We start from the raw sequence: 20,118 nt of genomic DNA, 5'->3' as shown, positions 1-20,118 counted from the left end.
CATGTTCAGCGACATTGGGCCGCCGGATAATCGCGATCATCATCACCTCAAGCGCCAGTCCGCAAGAATGCGCCGAAGGTGACGCAGACGTGACGCGCTTTGTCAGCTTGATGAAACCTTATGATGAGCATTCTGCAGGACACGCGCTCGCACCATGTGGGGAAAGCGCGGTATAAGGCGGCTAGGATCAGGCCGGTTTTCGATCTATGACGGACGAAAATCAAAGAGAGGCAGATCATGCGCAGGATCACATTCGCAACCGTTTCCACCCTTATGTTCGTCGCAGGCTGTGCGGGCATCGCCGCCGATCAGGTGATGGTGCACCGCACCGGGCCGGACGAGCTTTTGAAGCTGCGCAGCGGCCCCGGGCTCGACTTTGGGGTCATCATGGGCCTGCCCGATGGCACCATTCTCAACCGCCGCGATTGCGTGACTGAGATTGGCCAGCTTTGGTGCCGAGTTTCCTTGGCCGATGCGCCAGAGGTACGGGGCTATGTCTCGGCTGATTATATCTCGGATATCTGAGACGAAAGCCGGAGCGGGGCGGGACGCGCCCCCCTCCTTTTTCAAACGGCGCTTCAGCGCCACGGCCCGACGTGTGGCTAGATTTACCGGCACATCACTCTACTTGAGGGCTTCACACCCGTTGTGACGCTAAGTGAAACCCCTCTAGAGTAAGGACAAATATGTGCCGCTTCCTCGCCTATATCGGACCTGAACTGCCAATCGAGTCGCTGCTCCTTGCTCCTGAAAACAGTCTGCTGAACCAAAGCCTTGATCCGGAACTTCACCCAAGTCTGCAGCTGGCAGGATGGGGTTTTGCCGCCTGGAGCGACCATCTGCTGAAACCCGATCCGCCGCTGCTTTATCACCGGCCCAAAGCGGCCTTTCACGACGACAATGCCAAGACCCTGATCCCCAGCCTACAGGCCCATACGATGCTGTCGCACATCCGCGCGGCCTCTTATGACGCCAGCGTCGTGCAGGCCGATGAAAACTGCCACCCGTTTTCCTTTGACCATACCCCGTGGATCATCGCGCAGAACGGTGCCCTGCCTCATTGGCGGCAATTGCAACGTGAGCTCCTACCCCATTGCAAAGATCAATACCTCACCCAGATGCGCGGCACGACGGATACGGAATTTCTGTATGTGTTGCTGCTGTCATTGCTGGAGGGCGACAGCGACGACCATGTGCAGCGCGGGTTTGAGAAACTGCTCAAGGTGATCTGCGAAGCGGCGCGAAAACTTGATCTCGCGTCGCTGACCAAGCTCAAGATTGCGCTGGTCAGTTCGGATCGGATCATTGGCGTGAACTATGGCTGCGACCATGAAGGCGAGACGGATGTGAAGGGCGATTGGAAGAAGTTGCGCGACGAAGACTTGCATCTCTCCATGCTGCTTGAGCCGGTCTATGTGCTAACAGGGACGAATTTTCAGGATTACGCCAATTCCTACAAGGTAGACGCCTGCCCCGAAGGCGAAGCCACATCGGCGATCTTTGCCTCTGAGCCGCTGACCGAAGACGGGGACGAGTGGCAAAGCATCAATTTCGGAGAGATCGTGTTTCTGGAGCGGAAAGACGGGCGCATTGCCAAAACGGTGCGCAAGCTCGACGTTTGATCGTTCGCCCAGCCGATAGGAGCCATTTGATGACGGATCGTTTCCAAAACTATGCCGACCTCTCTGCCGAGATGCTGCGCGATGATGATTACCAGATACGCGCCGAGGATCGAGGCAGCGCAGTCATCATCATCGCGCCCCACGGCGGTACGATTGAGCCTGAGACCAGCCTGATCGCCGAGGCCATCGCGGGAAGCGACTATTCCTACTATCTGTTCGAGGCGCTGAAGGCCGGGGCGCATGGGGATTTCCACATCACCTCGCACCGCTTTGATGAGCCGCAGGCGTTGAAACTTGTGGCAAGCGCGCAGGTTGCCGTGGCGATCCATGGCCGCAAGGATGATGGCACCGAGACGGTTTGGCTTGGCGGGCGGGCCGAAGCCCTACGCGATGCAATCGGCGCGGCCCTGCGTGAGGCGGGGTTTGACGCGGCGCCCAACACCACGCTGCCCGGTGTGCATGAGACGAACATCTGCAACCGAACCCGCACAGGCGAAGGCGTTCAGCTAGAACTGCCCCGGTCGCTGCGGCGCACGCTTGCCGAAGACCCAGACCTGTTAGAGAGATTCAGTCAAGCGGTACGGCAGACGCTGTGACCAGGGAGCGGCAGGCCCAGCGCGGGCCTGCCCTATTATCATCCGCGCTTTTGAAACAGGATCAGCATCAGCGCCAAAAGCGATGAGCCCAGCATCAATAACAGCGACACGGCGTTCAGCAGCGGGGTCGAGCCTTCTTTCAACCGGTCGAACATGGCGATGGTCAGCGGCGCGTCAGAACCCACGAGCATCAGCGTTGTGTTGAAGTTCTCAAAGCTCATGAGAAACGCCACCACGACCGCTCCGATCATCGCGGGTGCAAGGAACGGCAGCGTGATCGTGCGCACCGCCGTCAGCCGGTCCGCGCCAAGGTTCAGCGCCGCCTCTTCCAACGTGCGGTCAAACTTCTGCAAGCGGGCCGAGATCACCAGCGTGGCGATGGTGGTGATAAAGCTGAACTGTCCAAGGATCACCAAAAGCAGACCGGGGCGCAGCGCCTGAATGTCGATCTGCGCCATGTCCCAGACGCCATTGGCCAGCGTGGAGGAAAACACCAGCACCGAGATGCCCAGCACGATGCCGGGGATCACCAGCGGCAGCAGCATCAGCACATAGAGAAACCCCTTGCCGCGAAACTCATAGCGGTTGAACAAAAAGGCGTTCGTCGTGCCAACGCAAACCGACATGATCGCCACGCAAAGCGCCACGAATGCCGATGTGCCCACCGACCGCAGGATGCCACGTTCATGAAAGACGCCGATCTGAGGGCGCTCCTCGCCAAAGAACCAGTTCCACGTGAACCCCTCCCACGGAAGAGACGGGAACTGGCTGTCGTTGAAGGCGAATACCGCCACCACGGTCAGCGGCAGGGCCAGATAGAGAAAAAACAGCGCCACATAGCCACCATACAGGATGCGAAAGCTGCGCGATTGCGGGATTGTCGGGATCATTGGATCACCCCATCGTTTCCTTGAGGGTCCGGCCCGTGAGCCAGAGCATCCCCCAGACGATCACCGAAGACAGCACCAGAAGCATAAAGCCAAAGGCAGCGCCCAGCTCCCAATTGGAGCGCACGATGAACTGGTTATAGATCATTTCGGTGAACCACAGGCTGTCCTTGCCGCCCAGCATCGTCGGCGTCAGGTAGTTGCCCAAGCTCAGCATGAAGACCACGATACAGCCCGACACGATACCGGGCATGGCATGGGGGATGATGATCTCACGCAGGACGGAAAGCCCGCTGCCGCCCAGATCATAGCCCGCTTCGATCACACTGTCGTCGAGGCTTTCCAGCGTAGTGACAAGCGGCACCACCATGAAGAGCATGGAGGTATAGACCAGCCCCACCATCATCGTGGCATCGGTATAAAGCAGTTCAATCGGGCGATCCGCCAGCCCCACCCATTGCAACAGGTTCGAGACGAGACCGGTCTCGCGCAGCAGGATCATCCAGCCGAAAGTACGCACCAATTCCGAGACATAGAACGGGATCAGACAGAGCAGGAAAAGCACCTGCTGCAACCGCCCCTTCGCCATCTTGGCGATGTAATAAGACACCGGGAAGGCGATCATCAGCGTCAGCGCGGTTGCCAGCACCGACATCACTGCCGTGCGCCAAAAGGTGCGTAGGTAAAGTGGTTCGGTCAGCGCCTTTTCATATTGCGCAAGACTGGTTTCATAGACGCCAAAGCTGATCCGCTCGCGCAGGGAAATCAGCAGCATGTCGATATGCGGAATGATGATGAGCAGACCCAGCCAGAGCACCAGAGGCGTCAGCAGCAGGTAGAATGTAATGCGGGATTGACTGCGCATCAGGCGGCCCCAAAGCAGGTCGCCTGCCCCGCGCCCCAGCCGATATGCACCGCATCGCCGCGTTGCAGGCTTGAGAATTCGCCCGATTGCGGCAGCGTGACTTCGAGCGTTTCGCCAACATCGTCCTGTACCAACACGCGCGAAGCCGCGCCGTTGAACAGCAGGCTGGTCACCGTGCCCGTCAGTTGATTGTCAAAGCCCGACAGCGCATCGGCACTGGCGGCCAGCCGGATGGATTCAGGTCGCACGAAGATCTCGGCCCGCGCCCCTTGGACAAGGCCCGCGCCGGTGGCGCGCATTGCAAGCCCGCTGTCGGTGCGCAGTTGCAGGGCGTCGCCCTCCACCCGCTCAATCCGGCCTTTCCAGCGGTTCGATTCACCGATGAAACCGGCGACGAAGGGCGTCTCGGGGCGGTAGTAGAGGTCTTGCCCCCGGCCCACCTGCTCGAACTGGCCATTGCTCATCACTGCGATCTGGTCGGACATCACCAGCGCTTCGGATTGGTCATGAGTGATATAGACGAATGTCGTGTCAAAGGCGGCTTGCAGGGCCTTGAGCTCAACCTTCATATGTTCGCGCAGCTTGAGGTCCAGCGCCCCCAGCGGCTCATCCAGCAGCAGCACGTCCGGCTCCAGCACCATGCAACGCGCGATGGCCACCCGCTGTTTCTGACCGCCCGAAAGCTCATCCGTCTTGCGCGCGCCGATCCCCGGCAGGCCGATCCGGTCGAGCGCCTCGTCGACTTTACGCGCGATCTCGGCCTTGGGCATGCCACGGCGGCGCAGCCCGTAGCCGATATTCTCGGCAATCGTCATCATCGGGAAAAGCGCCAGATGCTGGAACACCATATTCACTGGGCGTTTGTTCGGCGGCGTATCGAGCACCGATCCGCCCTTGATCCGAATGTCACCAGAGGTCGGGTCGAGAAACCCCGCGATCATCCGCATAATCGTCGTTTTGCCGCAGCCCGAAGGCCCGAGGATGGAGAAGAAACTGCCGGGCGGCACCGTGAAGGAGACGTTGTTAACAGCGGTGGTATCGCCGAACCGCTTAACGAGGTCGACGCATTCCAGATCTGGGGTCATGTGAATTCCGTATAAAGAAGCGACACCCTCAGCGTGAGGGTGCCGCTCGTAGGGTCAGTTATCAGTTGGCAGCTTGGATGCGGTCCAGCACTTCGCCTTCGATCGTTTCCAGACCGGCGGGCACCGGCGGATACCATTTGATGTTGTCGATGGCTTCTTGGGGGAAGCTGGCCTGGTACTTGGCTTTCAGGCTGTCTTCGGCAAACTCATCCGCGCCTGCGGAGGCGGTGAAGTTGCCCGCCGCTGCGGTGATCATCGCCGCGACTTCGGGCTGCATGACAAAATTGATCCACTCATAGGCCACATCGTCAGCCTGCCCTTTGGCGGGCAGAACGAAGGTGTCGATCCAGCCCAGAGCGCCCGAGGCCGGGGCCACGAAGGTCAGATCAGCGTTGTCGTCGTTCAGCTTCCAGCCGCCGGTGTCCCATGCCATCGACGCGGTCACTTCGCCCGAGCGCAGCAGGTTCATCAGCTCATCACCGCCGCCCCAGTAGGTTTTGACGTTCTCTTTACATTCGATCAGCTTCTCTTCGACCTTGCCCATGATCTCGGCGTATTTGGCTTCGTCGCCATAGGCGGCAAAGGGGTCTTCGCCCATCGCGAAGGCGAAACCGATCAGGGTCGGGCGCTTGAGACGGTAAGAAACCTTACCCGCCACTTCCGGCGCACAGAGGTCGGTGTAATCCTTGACCGTGTCACCCGCTTCGGCGGTGTTCATCACCAGACCGGAGGTGCCCCAGACATGCGGAACGCCATAAACGTCGCCGTTCACGGTGGTGTTGCCCATCGTCGCATCAAGCATGGAGGGAATGAAAAGCTCTTTGTTCAGCTTCGAGACATCAATCGGCTTGTAGATGCCGAATTCCATCTGCGGCCCCATGATGCGGTCTTGCGAAGGCTGGGCGAGGTCAAAACCACCGCCGCCCGTGGCGCGCAGCTTGGCGATCATCTCTTCGTTGTTGGATTTCGTGACTTCGACGGTATGGCCGGTCTCTTCTTCGAATTTCGCGACCACGTCCTCAGGTGCGTAACCGCCCCATGTCAAAAGGCGCAGCGTGTCGGCTTGGGCCACGGAGGCAAGCCCCGCCAGCATGGTGCCGGCCAGCAGAATGGTTCGTGTCATGGGAAATCCTCTTTCTAGTGTACTCATTGTCGGCAGAATGCGCGCGTTAGACCATATGGTCAATTTATACTTCGGCGCAGCATGCCTCCTTGTCGCCTTAGAATGCAAAACTTTTGTGACAATGATGGCAATTGCCTTTTGTTTTGGTAGGGTTGGCATCACCGCGACTTAGAAATTGGCAGATCAATCGGCATGCGCAGCGCCGTGCGATAGGATCACGCTGGGCGGACTTGTCTTTGCAGTTTTAGCACGCCAAACCGCCAGCGCGGCAGGCTGACAATGCGTATTTGTCCTATGGAGCGTCGCATGGCGAAACTACTTGCCTTGCTATGTTTTTTCCTGTGAAGGTCGCCGCATCACGACCTAAGGCCCCGCCTTGGTTGGGCATAAAATAGAACGGAAGGAACCGGAATGACCGACAGCAAACCGCTTTGGCAATGGAGCGCCAGCGAAATCTCAGCGGCCACCCGGGCAGGCACAATCTCGGCCAGTGACGCCACCGAGGCGGCGATCGCACGTATGAATGAGGTCAATCCAGACCTGAACGCGGTTGTCGAAAACCTTGCTGACGAAGCACGAGCAGAGGCCAGCGCTTTGGACGTCAGCAGCGCGCCCAAAGGAGCGCTCCACGGCGTTCCGGTCACCATCAAAATAAACGTCGACCAAAAGGGCCATGCCACCAGTAACGGTGTTCCAGCGTTCAAAGACATAATTGCGCCCGAGGATGCGCCGCTGGTTCGCAACCTGAAAGATGCAGGCGCGATCATCATAGGCCGCACCAACACGCCTGAATTTTCCTTTCGTGCGGACACGGACAACCCACTTTATGGGCGCACCTACAACCCTTGGGGCCGGCATCTGTCGGCGGGCGGCTCTTCGGGCGGTGCCGGATCGGCCGTGATGGCCGGGATTGGCGCACTTGCCCATGGCAACGACATTGGCGGTTCGCTGCGTTTTCCGGCTTCGGCAAATGGCGCGGTCACGGTGAAACCCGGATTGGGACGGGTGCCTGCGTGGAACCCCAGCCAAAAGGCTGAGCGGGGATTTTTGGCACAATCCATGTCAGTTCAAGGGCTTATCGCAAGAACTGCATCTGATCTGCACCTCTCGATGCCCTCCCTGATCACGCCAGACGCGCGCGACCCGTTCCATGTGCCACTTCCTTGGCGTGGCGCACTGATCGACGGCCCGATCCGTGTCGCCGTCACACGCGAAGATTTCGGGTTTGGCCTGCACGGTGATGTGGCCACGGCGCTTGATAATGCGGCATCCGCCCTGTCAAATGCAGGCTACGCCGTCGAAGAGGTCGACCCGCCCCTTGCGCGCGAGACCGGCGAAGTTGGATACCGTGCGTTGTTGGGCGAAGTTCAAGCCCTCATGGGCCCGGATATTCGCGCCCACGGATCTGACGAAGTGAATGCGATCTTCGATTCCTACTATGCGGAATTCCCGCCTTTCGAAGGTACTCAGCAGCTGGAAATGATTGCCAAACGCACGCATTACGCCCGCGAATGGTCGCTGTTTCTTGAGGATTACCCCTTGATCCTGACCCCATTCCTGCTGGCGCCGTTCTTCACGGCTGGCCGCGATACGGAGGGTGCAGAAGGTGTGCGTGAGGTATTGGGCAAGGCGCATTGGTCGTTCATCATGAACTTTACCGGGCTGCCTGCTGGCAACATTCCAACGCATATCGCGCGCTTGGCCAGCGGCCCCCAGCCCATCGGGGTGCAAATCGCCGGCCGTCGCTGGCGCGAAGATCTGATCGTCGACGCGATGCAGGCGATCGAGAAAGAGATTCCGCCGGTTTGTGGGGCTTTGTGGGATAGGTAAGGGTTCTAAGCTAAGATAAGCGTGCGAGCGTGTAGGGGCGGTCGCACGCTGGTTTGGGCCAAGGTATCGTCGGCAACGGCCCGGAATCGCGATTCATTTAGTACGCAGCCAAGGTCAGTTTTTGGATGCTCTAAAAAAACCCATCAATCGCGGAACCTCCGATTAAATTGGTGGGAATGCCTACCGCTCAAAAGGTGCATCGCAAGTAACCGAAGAGAGCATTTAACCTCTTCAGGCAATCTCATAACACCAAGATGAAAGAGCGCTCGCACCCCCGGAAAGCTGACTTACTATTAGGGTTCCTTCACCGATTAGAGAGTATTCGATGAACGACGGTATAGGCTTGGAGACGTGCCATAGGACTTACGAAACTCACGATGAAAATGCGCGGAATCTGAAAACCCAGCGTCAGCTGCGATTTCGGCGATCCTGTCCGTGGTATGCGTCAATCGCCAAAGCGCGTAGCTGAGCCGCATTGAACGGAAATACCGAGACGGGGATTGCCCCATGGCCTGATTAAATCGCCGATCAAGTTGACGGACACTGATCCCCACCTCGGCGGCCAGGACATCCATTGATGGCGGCATATTGATTTTTTGCTCCATCAGGGCTGCGCAACGCCGTACCACCTCATCTTTCACATCATGGGTGCTCTTTGAGAAATGCGCTTGAGGAAAAGTCCCTGCCCGCTGTCCTTGCATCATCATATGTCGGATGGATTGCTGAGCATACTCACTCCCGCAGTGGCGATGGATCAGGTGAAGTGCCAGATCCGAGGCCCCGGTCGACCCTGCGCAGGTGATACGCGCCCCGGCGTCCAAGAATATCCGGTCAGTAAAGGCTTCGACCCGCGGGAATTGATCGTGAAATTCGTCTGCTACGTTCCAATGCACGCAGGCCGGATAGCCCTGCATCAGCCCCGCCCGCGCAATGTTAAATGTCCCGGTACAGAGCCCGATCAAGGGGACACCAGACTCAGCGACCTCGGAGAGGTATTGATCCAGCCATTGGGGCTGGGACCTAATTCGGTAACCATTCCCACCGCAAACCGCGACATAGTCGACCTCCTTTGGATCGATCAATGGCGAAGTCGCTGCAACGGACAGCCCGCAACTGGCCGCAACCTTGCCCTTCCCCATAACCTCCCAACCGCAGGCAACCTGCCGGCTGCGGCCGCCATGGTCAGCGGCAAGGCGGATCGCCTCGACGAATCCGGAGAAGGCGTTGAGGGTGAAGCTATCCAACAGCAAAAACCCGACGCGAAGTTTCTGTTCAGTACGGCGCATCACATCCCCATTAACGGTGGCGTCATGATCAGAGAGTAGTGATTTCAAACAAAAATGTCCGAAATATTCACTTATCTGTCTAATCTATTCTATCGAGGGGGTCCATCGCTGTCTAACGTCCTATACAGCCCCACCGTATACAACGGGGCACAGAGAGGGAGACTCAGAATGAACCGCAGAACTTTTGCCGCCTTTGCTTTAGCCGCTTCGGTCAGCGCATTGGCAACCCTGCCTGCACTGGCCCAAGATATCAATTTTCGTGTCAATGTTCCCGGCAACCAAGACGGGATCGCCTTCCGCTCGGTTGAGCATTTCAACGAAGTTCTGAAGGACAAAAGCGGCGGCAGTCTCGGCACCAAATTGTTCCACTCCAGCGCACTCGGCGATCAGGAAAGCTCGATCGAAGCGATGCAGTCTTCGATCCTCGACATGGCCACAATCGAAACGCCGATCACCGCCGTCGCACCTGAACTTGGTGCAGCCGCCTTGCCCTATATTTTTTCCAGCCGCGCGCACGTGAAAGCGGCAATGGATGGCGAAGCAGGCCAAATGATCGAAGCGATGCTTGCCGAAAAAGGCCTGCGGGTGGTTGGCTTTTTGGAAGGCGGCTTTCGCCAGATCACCAACAATGTCCGTCCGATCACGACCCCAGAAGACCTGAAGGGCGTCAAGATTCGCACCCCGGGCAGCGCCTTGCGCATTGCGATCTTCAATCACTATGGCGCTAATGCCTCCCCTCTACCGTTCAGCGAACTCTACTCGGCGCTCCAGACCGGCGTTTATGATGGGCAAGAGAATCCAGTAATCTGGGCGCAAAGCACCAAATTTTACGAAGTGCAAAAGTACCTATCTCTTACCAATCATCTCTATACGGTCACCTACCTCCTAATGGCCGAAGACAAATTCCAATCCTTGACCGAAGACCAGCAGGCTGCGGTCCTCGCGGCAGGTGAAGCCGCCGAGGCGCGTTCAGTTGAACTGGGCATCAAAGCTGACGCTGAGATTGTCAGCTTCCTTGAGGAAGCAGGCATGGAAGTGAACGAGGCTGATGTTGAAGCCTTCACGGCGCAGTCCGGCCAAATCTGGGAGGATTGGGCAGCCGAGCAAGGCCCCGATGCGCAAAAGCTGATCGATCTGATCCGCGCCGCAGATCAGTAAGGCCAGCCCAGAGGAGATAGCCATGATTAACCGCATACTCGAAGCGATCATCTCAGCCCTGCTGCTCGCGGCCGTCGGTGTGGCTTTTCTGGCGGTAATCTACCGCTATCTCCTCGACAACGCGCTCAGCTGGAGCTTTGAGGTTTCGCTGGCGCTGCTGACCTATATTACCTTCTTAGGAAGCTATCTGGCGCTGCGGCGGGGTGCGCATCTGAAGGTCGATGTCTTCGTGCGCAACCTGCCCTTCTGGGCGCAAGGCGTTCTTTACGTCATCAACCAGCTACTTATCGGTGGCGTGGGCTGGATCATGGCGTGGTATGGCGGGCGGCAGGTTATCCGCTTTGCCGGGCAGACTACCAATGTTTTGGAAATCTCTAGCGGCTGGCTTTATGCGGCGATCCCCATTGCAGGCGCGCTGATCTGCTTTGATGCGCTGATACAGATTGCCCGCAGCCTGCCGCGCATTCGTCAGGGGCTTGACCCCGACAGCCGCCACGACGCCGACAACAGCCCTTTCGATCTTTGACCCGAGGATAACCGACCATGGAACTGCTTTTAATCCTCTGCATCCTTTTGGGATTGATCGGCATCGGCCTGCCCATCGCATTTGCGTTGGTTTGCATCGCCATCGGCATCTTCTGGATGGGAGACATCGACCAGTTGATCGTCGCTCAGCGCCTTTACCGCGGGGTGCAAAGTTTCCCACTGCTGGCGGTGCCGCTTTTCATCCTTGCCGGTCAAATCATGAGTCGTTCTGGCATCTCTGGTCATCTCATCGAATTTGCGAAGACCCTCGTTGGACAGATGCGCGGCGGTCTGGCGGCGGTTAATGTCGTCACCTCCATGTTCTTTGCAGGGATGAGCGGCACATCGATGTCCGACACAGCCGCCGTGGGCGGGATGATTATCGACCCTATGATCAAGCGCGGCTACAGCCGCCCCTTCACCGCAGCCGTCACTGCCGCGTCTTCCACCATCGGCATCATCATTCCGCCCAGCGTGCCCATGGTCATTCTGGGGGCCTATCTCGGCATCTCTACAGGCGCGCTCTTTGCCGCGGGGCTGATGGCGGGCGTGCTGCTGGGCGTGGCTCTGATCATTGTGGCATGGATCATCTCGGTGCGCGAAGGCTACCCGGTTGAGGCCCCTTTCAGCGGCAAACGCATGTTGGTTGCCTTTGGCAAAGCGCTTCCCGCGTTGCTGATGCCGGCGATCATCCTTGGGGGCATTCTGGGTGGTATCTTTACCCCGACCGAAGCCTCTGCCGTGGCAGTCGTCTATGGCATCTGCGTTGGTATGTTCTACTACCGTACCCTCAAGCTGCGTGTACTCTATCAAACCTTCTGCGAGGCCGCAGTTCTATCCGGCGCGGTGATGCTGGTGACGGCGACCGCGCATGTCATGGGCTTTGCCTTCACGTTCGAGCAATTGGCCGACAGCATTCTCGCGCCGCTCGCACAGATGGACATGTCACCCATCCTGTTCCTGATCATGCTGAGCGCAATCATGATTATCGCGGGCACCTTTTTGGACGGGATTGCGATGATCTTCATCATCGTGCCGCTGTTCCTTCCAGCAGTGAAACTGCTGGGGATCGACCCGATCCACTTTGGCATGGTCGTTGTCCTTTGCTGGGGCATCGGCCAACAGACCCCGCCAGTTGGGGCCGCCCTCTTTATCACCAGCGTCATCGCGAAGGTCGATATCTTGACCCTAACCCGGGCGAACCTGCCCTTTATCGCGGTGATGTTCCTTGTTCTGGGTGCCGTGATCGCCTTCCCCGATCAACTCGTGCTGCTGATCCCGCGCGCCCTCGGACTCTAACACTTTTTTCACTTTCTAAGAAAAACCACAGGAGGACTCTGTCCAATGATGACCAACAACCGCTTCGTCGATGTGATCTATACACATACCGATGGCGAACCCACCTGCATCATCCACGGGGGCATCCCCTATCCCCACGGGCTGAGCGTCACCGAAAAACGTCAGTTTATCCGAGACAACTATAACTTCGTGCGAACGGCCCTTCTGCGTGAGCCACGCGGCCACCACGATATGGTCGGCGTCTTCGTCACCCCGCCTTCCAGCTCCGATTATGACGCGGGCATGCTGTGGTGCGATGGTGATGATTTCATGGAGATGTGTGGCCACGGCACTATCGCACTGTCTATGGCACTGGTCTCACACGGGCTGGTGCATGACGCGGGCGGCGATGTAACGAAAATCCGCTTTGAAACACCAGCAGGCGATGTGACCTCTGAAGTAGGCCGCGAAAACGGTCAGATCGCTTGGACCAAATTCCAAAACGTCCCTGCCTTTGTTCTGGAACAAGATGTGCCGATCACCCTGCCCGGCTATGGCGAATTGAAGGCAGACATCACCTTTGGTGGCAACTTCTTTGCTGTCGTCAAATGGCCAGACGGGGAACGCCCGATCGGTCCACAGAACGGCAAGCTGCTGTCTGAGATGGGTGTGCTGGTGAAGGATCAGATCAACGCCAAGATGAAAATTCAGCACCCGACCGAGAAGCATATTCAGGGTCTGAACTTCACTACCTTCTGGCAAGAGCCTGACCACGCGGACAGCCTTTACCGCAACGTGCATGTCTTCAGCGATGGAAAGCTTGATCGCTCGCCCGGCGGCACGGGCACATCAATGATGATGGCGATGTTCGAAGCGCGTGGGCAGATGAAGATCGGCCAAACCATCAAGTCCGAGGGCCTGCTGGGCCAAGGGCGCTTCGAAGGTCAGCTTTTGGGTGAAACCATGCTGGGGAACCAGCGCGCTGTGATCCCTACGGTTAAAGGCACCGCCAAAGTTATCGGCTATGCCAAATGGTTGATCGATGAAACCGATCCTGTTGGCCGCGGTTTTACAATCACCTAAAAACACAGTCGTGACGGTCGGCCGCCGCAGCTTACGTGGCGACCGACTGTTTCATAGCGGGTGGGAAAGTCTCCATGCCCGCCACAGGTTTCACGTCACTTCGCAGATAGTTGCGCAACACATTCGGCCTTAGCCGCTGCGCCTTTGCCCATTTGGTGTCGGGCTTGGGATCAGACAGGCCGAGGTCATTCGAGATCACCTCACTGAAGGCGGGCTTCCCACTATCAAACCTCTTCACGCCCCGGGCAGCCGGTGCAGCCTTGCCCCCAAGTTTGGTATAGTCCAACAGCAGCGCGTTACCGTGATGCCAAGTATGGCCCGTCGCATCATGCGGCGGCGCGGGAAAGTTATCCGTTCTTAAGAGCACGGGTTCACCCTGCCGCTCTGTCCAGACAGCCATCCTTTGGTCAAGATGGGAGGCAATCAAGCTGCGTCGTCCACATGAACCCTCGTATCATCGCGCACCTCTGCGGGCACCAAGACGTCATCCATCAGGTCCTCAATGAAGGTGCTGAGCAACTGAGTTCGGCCCGCGACCCCCGCCTTGCGATAGATTGCATTTGTTTGCGCTTTAATCGTGCCTTCGGAGGTGCCTCGCAGCCCTGCAATATCCCGGGTACTTAGTCCTTTCGTCAAGAAGAGCGCGACGTCTTTCTCTGCGGACGTCAGTCTCCATTTATGAAAATGCTCGGCTATCAATTGCGAGAACTCCGACGTGCATTTGCGCATCTTTTCTTCGGCAAGCCGGGCACGATGAAGACTCATTCTCAAGGCAATCCAACCCAAGGCGACCCCCAGATTCAACCCGATTGCCAAGATCGTTTGCTGATACTCATGGCTCTGCCAGATCAGAAAATCGGGCTCCATTCCTATGACGTCCAGTAGGAAGCAAACAGTAAAGAAGATCGCCACAATTGCCTGTAGTGCAGCGATGGCCCAAAGGGCGATGGTTCCACGCGATTTCATAGCTCGAAGTGCCTTATTTTTGGTGGAAAGCGCAGGGCCGGCCCGTTCAAGCGGCCCTGCGATAGGCGCTTACTTCATCGCTGTGACGGTGAGCTTGCCTTTCACGCGGTCGGCCACGAATTCGATGTTCTGGCCTTCTTTCATTTTGGCGATCAGCGCTTCATCGGCTTTGAACACCATGGTCATCGACGGCATGTCGAGGTTTTCAAGCGGGCCGTGAATGATGGTCACTTTCTTACCCTTCGCGTCGACCTTCTTGATCTTGCCGGTGGAGTAGACCGCGGGCGCCTCTGGCGCCTCATCAGACTGCGCCACGGTGATCGGGCCATGCATGCCGGATTCGTAGTGGCCGGGGATCAGGCAGGCGAATTCGAAGCTGCCTTCGTTGGCGAAGGTCCAGATCACCTCGCCCTCCATGCCGGAGTCGAGACGGACCGAATTCGGGTCGTCATGCTCCATGTCCATCTTGGCCATGGCTTCCTTGTGCTTGGCAATGCCCTCCATCGTGTCGATCACGAACTCATGCTCGATCTCGCCTTTGTTGGTGACGTTGAAGCGGATCGTCTCGCCCTTCTTGATGTGGAACTCGGCGGGCTCAAAGATCATTTCGCCATCGTCGGTTTCGCGCATGGTCACGTCGATGGTGCGATCGACCGCCTCGGCCTTGCCGGGCATGCCGATGGCCATTTCCTTGTGCATGTCGCCGTGGCCGTCGTCGTCATGACCGCCGCCATGGGTGCCCGCGGCAAAGGCGGGGGCGGTGATGAGAAGGCTGAGGGCGGTCGAGAGAAGAAGTTTGTTCATGGTGTTTCCTGTATGGGTTGGTTGTCATTGTGGTCCTAGGGCCGCTTAGCCCTTGGAGGTTGGTTTTGGCGTGATCTGGGTTTTCGGGCTGTGGTTCTGCGCGAACTCTGGCAGTTCGCCCGTCCATTCATACGCCTCGGTGCCCAGAGGGTTTTCGTACCAGCCGGGATCTTCGTAGTCGTCCGCGTCGATGCCCTCGCGCACCTTCACGACCGAGAACATGCCGCCCATTTCCAACGGGCCATGTGGCCCCCAACCGGCCATCATCGGCACGGTGTTGTCGGGCAGCGGCATCGACATTTCGCCCATATCCGCCATGCCTGCCGTGCCCATGGGCATGAACTCGGGCTGCACGCGGCGGACCTGACGTGTCATGTTGGAACTGTTGGTACCGATCAGCGTCGGCACGTCGTGGCCCATGGCGTTCATCGTGTGGTGCGATTTGTGGCAATGGATTGCCCAGTCGCCCAGATGGTCGGCCACGAACTCATAGGCGCGCATGGCCCCCACGGGGATGTCGATCGACACCTCGGGCCATTGCGCCGATTCCGGCACCCAGCCGCCATCGGTGCAGGTGACCTTGAAGTCATAGCCATGCATGTGGATCGGGTGGTTGGTCATCGTGAGGTTGCCAACGCGCACCCGCACCTTATCCCCTTGGTTGACCACAAGCGGGTCAATGTCCGGGAAAATCCGGCTGTTCCAGGTCCACAGGTTGAAATCCGTCATCGTCATGATGCGCGGGATGTAGGTGCCGGGATCAATGTCGAAGGCGTTGAGCATGATCAGGAAGTCCCGATCAACGCGCATGAAGTCCGGATCCTTGGGGTGGACCACGAACATGCCCATCATCCCCATCGCCATCTGCACCATCTCGTCGCCATGCGGGTGGTACATGAAGGTGCCGGATTTGGTCAGGTCGAACTCGTAGACAAAGGTCTTGCCCGGCGGGATGCCGGGATGGCTGAGCCCGCCGACACCGTCCATGCCCGAGGGCAAGATCAGCCCGTGCCAATGCACGGTGGTATGTTCGGGCAGGCGGTTGGTGACATAGATGCGCACCCGGTCGCCCTCGACGGTCTCGATGGTCGGGCCGGTGGATTGGCCGTTGTAGCCCCAGAGCCGCGCGACCATCCCGTCGGCCAGCTCCCGCTCCACCGGTTCGGCAACGAGGTGAAATTCCTTCACGCCATTGTTCATTCGGTGCGGCAGGGTCCAGCCGTTGAGCGTGACCACAGGATTGTAATCCGGCCCGCTGGTGGGGCGGGTTGGCGATTGGGTCAGCGCGCTGTCCATCACCGCGGCTTCAGGCAGGCCCATATTCATGGTCTGGCCCCATGCTTTGGAAGACACGAGCGTTGCTCCCGCAGCACCGGCCCCCAGCAGTTGACGTCTGTTAATCATCTGGTTGCTTCCTTGTCTCAATGTCCGCCGCCGCCACCGGCGGCGATTTGTGTCTCTCCACCGGCGCCACCGCCGGCGCTGCCACCGCCGTAGATCGCGGCTGTCAGACCAGCCGAGGCCAGCCAGAATTCACGCTTGGCGCTGGCTGCTTCGAGCTGGCTCGCGATCTTCTCGCGGGCGTCGTTCAGCAGGTCGAAAGTGCTGGTGATCATGCCGTTGTTGCTGAGCAATGCCTCCTCGTCGATTGTGCGGCGCAGGGGCAGCACGACGTCTGAGTAGTGCCGCGCGATCTGGTGGCTTGAGCGGTAGGCCGTGGCCGCCGCCCGCGCTTCGGAGCGGACGTTCACAGCCTGCTCGGCCAGCACATTGGCCGCCTGAAGATAGCTCAGCTCGGCCTTGCGCAGCCGCGCCTTGCCGCTGTCGAAGATCGGGATCACGAACTCGAACTCGACCTGCGGTGACACGCTGGTCTCGGTCTCTCCGTCCTCTTCTTCACGCTCGATCTCGGCCCCGGCGATAACTTCGAGGTCCGTCAGGGTGCGGGTGGCATCGGTCAGGCCGTAGGCTTTGGCCGTGGCCTCCAACCCCAGCCGGGCGACTTCCAAATCAACGCGATTGGCCAGCGCCAGCCGTTCAATGCCCTTGTGGCTGCCGACCGTGTTCGGCACACGCGGCAGGGCATCAGGTACATAATAGGCCACGTCCTGCCCCCAAAGGCCCATAAGCCGGGTCAATTGCTCCTTGGCCAATTGTGCGTCCAGCCGCGCCTGTGCCAATTGGCCCGCCATTTCGGCGTTGAACGCCTGCTCTCGGGCCTGCGCGGCCTTGTTGAGCGCGCCGGTCTTGCCCAGCTGCTGCGCCAGTTCCGCCACCGCATCGGTGGTGACGGCCGCGCGTTTCAGATAGCTGACCGTTTCAAAGGCCGCGACCGCGTTGACCCAAGCCTCGCGCGTCTCATTGGCCAGCGCCAACGTCTCGCTGACCGCTTGCATCTGCGCGTGCTGGAACTCCGCCTCGGCAGCGGCGATGCGCTGTTTGCGGGTGCGGGCATCCAGCAGGTTCACGGCGATCATGCTTTCCAAGGCGCGGTAAAGACCAACTTCAGGCGCGCCGATGCCCAGCAAGCCGATGGAAACGACGGGGTTTTCTGGCGTGGACTGCTGCCATGCTTCGGCCGCCGAAAGGCCGATCTGCGCATAGGATGCCTGAAGCCCTTTGTTGTTCAAAAGCGCGACTTGCACCGCGGTTTCGGCATTGATCGTCTTGCCCTGCACCATGGCGCGGACCTGTTTAGAGGCCGCGACGGTCTCTGCCTGCGACTGCGCCCAGACGGTGCGCTTGCCGATGGCCTTGGAGGTGCGCGCCTCAACGGCGGCAAAACCAGCATCGCGGGCCGAGTAATTTACCGGCAGCACCGGGGCCGTGCAGGCGCCCAAGATCAGAGGCGTAATGACGGCGGCGGTTTTCAGTTTCCAACGCATCAGTGGTTCATCCCTTGCATAGGTGCTTGTTCAGCGTTCAATCGTCGCCAATCGAGCGGCTCCACCACGCCGCGGCGACGGTAACCTGCGAAGGGTTGCTCTTCGGCGGTCGTGGCACTGCCGCGCGTGCTGTTGTCGGCGGCGGTCATCGCGGCGACTTCGGGCAGAGGCGTGGGTTGCTGTACGTAAGCGGTAGTCACGTCGGGAAACGGGGGGAGCGCGGTTGCGCAAGCCCCAAGGGTCAGGGACATCGCCCCTGCAATCAGTGGTAATTTCATTGGTTTTTTGCCTGAGAATGAGGTGATCTTACCCGCAGCCAGACGCCGCGGATGCAAAGGCCGTTAGTCGGCCGGGATCAACTCAGGCTCGAGGTGGGCGCAATTGGCCAGCGGGTTGGCCAGAGGCGACGGAATGGGACACGCTGGTGTATTCAACGGATCGCACAGCCGTCATTTTAACGTCTTGCGAGGTGGTCAGCGCCGCCGTCAGGCAAATACCACCACAGCAAGGCTCGCCTTCGAAATCTTCGCGTACATCGGCGTGGTCGGGCACTGCTGCTGCTTCTTGCTGCGGCTCAGACGCTGCGGTCATTTGATGGCCCACGTGAGGCGCCGCCTGCGCGCTGTCATGCATCCCGCTTTGCGCGTGAACCGACGAGGGCGGGAGCAGCAATAGGCTACAAGCCAAGACCACGCCAAGCAGGGCGCGGCAGAGGTTTGATATGTTTGCCAGAGCACGCATAGGGGTTAGCAGTGTCGCAAGCCGCACGACCTGTCAACGCGTCCAGCGCAGGAAGGTTTGCGGTTTTCTGGCAGAAATCTGCCAAACCTACGGGGCGGCGGCTCGACGTTTCGGCCAAGATGGAGGCCCGTGGCGCTAACCTCGGAGCCAGAACGCGTTAGGCAATAGGCCGGAAACGCCTACTTCGACGCCTTTTGCAAAAGACCGATCAACTCGTCAAACTTGGCGCGTTGCTCTTCTGGGTCGCCGCTGGCAATCGCAGCCTCAACGCAATGCTGGGCGTGGTTCTCCAACACAAGCTTTTCGACCCCCAGAACGGCGGATCGGATCGCCGCAGTCTGCGCTAAGATGTCCATGCAATAGCGGTCGGCCTCAACCATTTTCGCGATGCCGCGTACCTGTCCTTCGAGCCGCGCTAGGCGGTCCAGCGTCTTTTCCTTGTTAGCCTTCATGAGGCGGCGCTCCGTTTGGGATTTGTTGCCAACCGGAAAACATACCCCATATGGGTATAAAACGAAGGCACACATTGGCAATTTAGGAGGACAATACAATGGTTTCAAAGAATAAGCACGACGATAGCGAAGGCTCAGGCAGCGGCTATGGTCGGTTCTTCGCGATGATCGGCACCTCAACGGTTGTGATGTACGGCCTGATGTACTTGAACACCTATGCCCTTGATCATGTCTTCTTTTCGCAGACACGGATGTGGATGGCGTTTTATATGGGCGGGGTGATGGCAATTATCATGCTCGCCTTCATGCTCGGCATGTACTCCAATCGAAAAATGAATCTTGCAATTTTTACTGGGGCCGCCATCGCCTTTGCAGCTGGCCTATACTTGGTCCGTTCGCAAGACACGGTAGGCGACACGGCTTGGATGAAAGCCATGATCCCGCACCATTCCATTGCGATCTTGACCAGCGAACGTGCAAACCTGTCCGATCCGCGCGTACGCGAACTGGCCAACGCGATCATTGAGGCGCAGCGCAGCGAGATCGAAGAGATGAAGCTCTATATCGAAGACATCGAAGCCAACGGGGATGCAGCGCCCGGCACGCCCCGCGCCGAACCCTAAGATGAAGGAGCATATGATGCCCAGAGACACCCGTGATGTGGCCGACGTGACATCTGACCCGGCGACCGCAGCGCCCGGAAACACCGCCGTTCTGTACCGCATGGCCCTGCCAAACCACCTGTGCCCGGCGGGGCAGAAGGCGCGATGGCTTTGGGAGGGGCACCCTGCAGCGAACAGCAGCAATCTGCTCTGACAACTGGGCCGTCACGAAAGGCCAAGCAAAGCCCTGCAATATCAGACGCCAGCGGAGAAGTTCGCACAGTGTATTGCATCCACCTGCTGAGCCCGCCGCCCAAGGCCGACATTGCC

23 protein-coding genes are annotated in these 20,118 nt (G+C 58.8%); 10 read left to right on the top strand and 13 right to left on the bottom strand.

Annotated elements, in window-relative coordinates; genetic code table 11:
* Positions 1-237: 237 nt before the first annotated feature.
* The 3 genes from BM229_RS15370 to BM229_RS15360 all read left to right on the top strand — a co-directional run bounded on the left by BM229_RS15370 (position 238) and on the right by BM229_RS15360 (position 2,218).
* On the top strand, positions 238-525 hold the full coding sequence (locus tag BM229_RS15370) for an SH3 domain-containing protein (RefSeq protein ID WP_093928503.1): 288 nt from the start codon (positions 238-240) through the stop codon (positions 523-525).
* Positions 526-686: 161 nt separating this feature from the next.
* A complete protein-coding gene (locus BM229_RS15365; RefSeq protein ID WP_093928502.1) occupies positions 687-1,622 on the top strand; it encodes a class II glutamine amidotransferase in 936 nt (311 codons plus the stop codon).
* 29 nt (positions 1,623-1,651) lie between these two features.
* Positions 1,652-2,218, top strand: coding sequence for a poly-gamma-glutamate hydrolase family protein (locus BM229_RS15360; protein ID WP_093928501.1), 567 nt, complete (start codon positions 1,652-1,654; stop codon positions 2,216-2,218).
* Between the two features lie 38 nt (positions 2,219-2,256).
* On the opposite strand, the gene BM229_RS15355 is transcribed toward BM229_RS15360, so the two are convergent.
* The 4 genes from BM229_RS15355 to BM229_RS15340 form a co-directional block, all read right to left on the bottom strand.
* Positions 2,257-3,108, bottom strand: a complete 852-nt coding sequence (locus BM229_RS15355) for an ABC transporter permease (RefSeq protein WP_007117469.1) — start codon at positions 3,106-3,108, stop codon at positions 2,257-2,259.
* A 4-nt stretch (positions 3,109-3,112) separates the two neighbouring features.
* The gene (locus tag BM229_RS15350) at positions 3,113-3,970 is read right to left on the bottom strand and encodes an ABC transporter permease (protein WP_093928500.1); all 858 of its coding nucleotides are present in this window, start codon (positions 3,968-3,970) and stop codon (positions 3,113-3,115) included.
* Complete coding sequence (locus BM229_RS15345) at positions 3,970-5,055, bottom strand: ABC transporter ATP-binding protein (protein WP_093928499.1); 1,086 nt, start codon at positions 5,053-5,055, stop codon at positions 3,970-3,972. Before BM229_RS15345 ends, BM229_RS15350 begins: the two co-directional genes overlap by 1 nt.
* 61 nt (positions 5,056-5,116) lie before the next feature.
* The gene (locus tag BM229_RS15340; protein ID WP_093928498.1) at positions 5,117-6,178 is read right to left on the bottom strand and encodes an extracellular solute-binding protein; all 1,062 of its coding nucleotides are present in this window, start codon (positions 6,176-6,178) and stop codon (positions 5,117-5,119) included.
* Positions 6,179-6,589: 411 nt separating this feature from the next.
* Here BM229_RS15340 and BM229_RS15335 point away from each other — a divergent pair, with 411 nt between their 5' ends.
* Positions 6,590-8,008, top strand: a complete 1,419-nt coding sequence (locus BM229_RS15335) for an amidase family protein (RefSeq protein WP_093928497.1) — start codon at positions 6,590-6,592, stop codon at positions 8,006-8,008.
* Between the two features lie 311 nt (positions 8,009-8,319).
* On the opposite strand, the gene BM229_RS15330 is transcribed toward BM229_RS15335, so the two are convergent.
* Positions 8,320-9,342 carry a GlxA family transcriptional regulator gene (locus BM229_RS15330; protein WP_208604097.1) on the bottom strand — a complete coding sequence of 341 codons (1,023 nt, stop codon included), beginning with the start codon at positions 9,340-9,342 and terminating at the stop codon, positions 8,320-8,322.
* A 6-nt stretch (positions 9,343-9,348) separates the two neighbouring features.
* Here BM229_RS15330 and BM229_RS15325 point away from each other — a divergent pair, with 6 nt between their 5' ends.
* The 4 genes from BM229_RS15325 to BM229_RS15310 are packed head-to-tail and all read left to right on the top strand — an operon-like array spanning position 9,349 to position 13,338.
* The gene (locus BM229_RS15325; protein WP_093928495.1) at positions 9,349-10,452 is read left to right on the top strand and encodes a TRAP transporter substrate-binding protein; all 1,104 of its coding nucleotides are present in this window, start codon (positions 9,349-9,351) and stop codon (positions 10,450-10,452) included.
* A 22-nt stretch (positions 10,453-10,474) separates the two neighbouring features.
* Positions 10,475-10,978: a TRAP transporter small permease gene (locus BM229_RS15320; protein WP_093928494.1), complete on the top strand. Its 504-nt coding sequence runs from the start codon at positions 10,475-10,477 to the stop codon at positions 10,976-10,978.
* Positions 10,979-10,995: 17 nt separating this feature from the next.
* Positions 10,996-12,276 (top strand): TRAP transporter large permease, encoded by a 1,281-nt coding sequence (locus BM229_RS15315; protein WP_093928493.1) that lies wholly within the window; start codon positions 10,996-10,998, stop codon positions 12,274-12,276.
* A 48-nt stretch (positions 12,277-12,324) separates the two neighbouring features.
* Positions 12,325-13,338 (top strand): proline racemase family protein, encoded by a 1,014-nt coding sequence (locus BM229_RS15310; RefSeq protein WP_167360277.1) that lies wholly within the window; start codon positions 12,325-12,327, stop codon positions 13,336-13,338.
* Between the two features lie 31 nt (positions 13,339-13,369).
* Here the strand turns inward: BM229_RS15310 and BM229_RS18470 are convergent, their stop codons facing one another.
* From BM229_RS18470 to BM229_RS15270, 8 genes are all read right to left on the bottom strand, one after another.
* The gene (locus BM229_RS18470; protein ID WP_338117471.1) at positions 13,370-13,738 is read right to left on the bottom strand and encodes a hypothetical protein; all 369 of its coding nucleotides are present in this window, start codon (positions 13,736-13,738) and stop codon (positions 13,370-13,372) included.
* A 23-nt stretch (positions 13,739-13,761) separates the two neighbouring features.
* On the bottom strand, positions 13,762-14,304 hold the full coding sequence (locus BM229_RS15300) for a helix-turn-helix transcriptional regulator (RefSeq protein WP_093928491.1): 543 nt from the start codon (positions 14,302-14,304) through the stop codon (positions 13,762-13,764).
* 69 nt (positions 14,305-14,373) lie between these two features.
* Positions 14,374-15,108, bottom strand: coding sequence for a copper-binding protein (locus tag BM229_RS15295; RefSeq protein ID WP_093928490.1), 735 nt, complete (start codon positions 15,106-15,108; stop codon positions 14,374-14,376).
* A 45-nt stretch (positions 15,109-15,153) separates the two neighbouring features.
* Positions 15,154-16,512: a multicopper oxidase family protein gene (locus BM229_RS15290; RefSeq protein WP_139226298.1), complete on the bottom strand. Its 1,359-nt coding sequence runs from the start codon at positions 16,510-16,512 to the stop codon at positions 15,154-15,156.
* 17 nt (positions 16,513-16,529) lie between these two features.
* Positions 16,530-17,993 (bottom strand): TolC family protein, encoded by a 1,464-nt coding sequence (locus BM229_RS15285; RefSeq protein ID WP_093928489.1) that lies wholly within the window; start codon positions 17,991-17,993, stop codon positions 16,530-16,532.
* Positions 17,993-18,271 (bottom strand): hypothetical protein, encoded by a 279-nt coding sequence (locus tag BM229_RS15280; protein ID WP_139226297.1) that lies wholly within the window; start codon positions 18,269-18,271, stop codon positions 17,993-17,995. Before BM229_RS15280 ends, BM229_RS15285 begins: the two co-directional genes overlap by 1 nt.
* A gap of 82 nt (positions 18,272-18,353) precedes the next feature.
* Positions 18,354-18,584 carry a hypothetical protein gene (locus tag BM229_RS18310; protein ID WP_208604096.1) on the bottom strand — a complete coding sequence of 77 codons (231 nt, stop codon included), beginning with the start codon at positions 18,582-18,584 and terminating at the stop codon, positions 18,354-18,356.
* A 329-nt stretch (positions 18,585-18,913) separates the two neighbouring features.
* Entirely contained in the window at positions 18,914-19,186 is a 273-nt protein-coding gene (locus BM229_RS15270) for a metal-sensitive transcriptional regulator (protein WP_093928486.1), read from the bottom strand.
* Positions 19,187-19,284: 98 nt separating this feature from the next.
* Between BM229_RS15270 and BM229_RS15265 the strand changes: the two genes are divergently transcribed.
* Together BM229_RS15265 and BM229_RS18100 are read left to right on the top strand one after the other, a co-directional pair.
* A complete protein-coding gene (locus BM229_RS15265; RefSeq protein ID WP_093928485.1) occupies positions 19,285-19,809 on the top strand; it encodes a DUF305 domain-containing protein in 525 nt (174 codons plus the stop codon).
* A 16-nt stretch (positions 19,810-19,825) separates the two neighbouring features.
* Complete coding sequence (locus BM229_RS18100) at positions 19,826-20,002, top strand: hypothetical protein (RefSeq protein ID WP_208604095.1); 177 nt, start codon at positions 19,826-19,828, stop codon at positions 20,000-20,002.
* The last annotated feature ends 116 nt before the right edge of the window (positions 20,003-20,118 follow it).

It is taken from the genome of Sulfitobacter dubius (genome assembly GCF_900113435.1).
Taxonomy (GTDB): Bacteria; Pseudomonadota; Alphaproteobacteria; order Rhodobacterales; family Rhodobacteraceae; genus Sulfitobacter; species Sulfitobacter dubius.
Note: the sequence above shows the minus strand (reverse complement) of the source record. Positions and strands in the feature narration are given on the sequence as shown.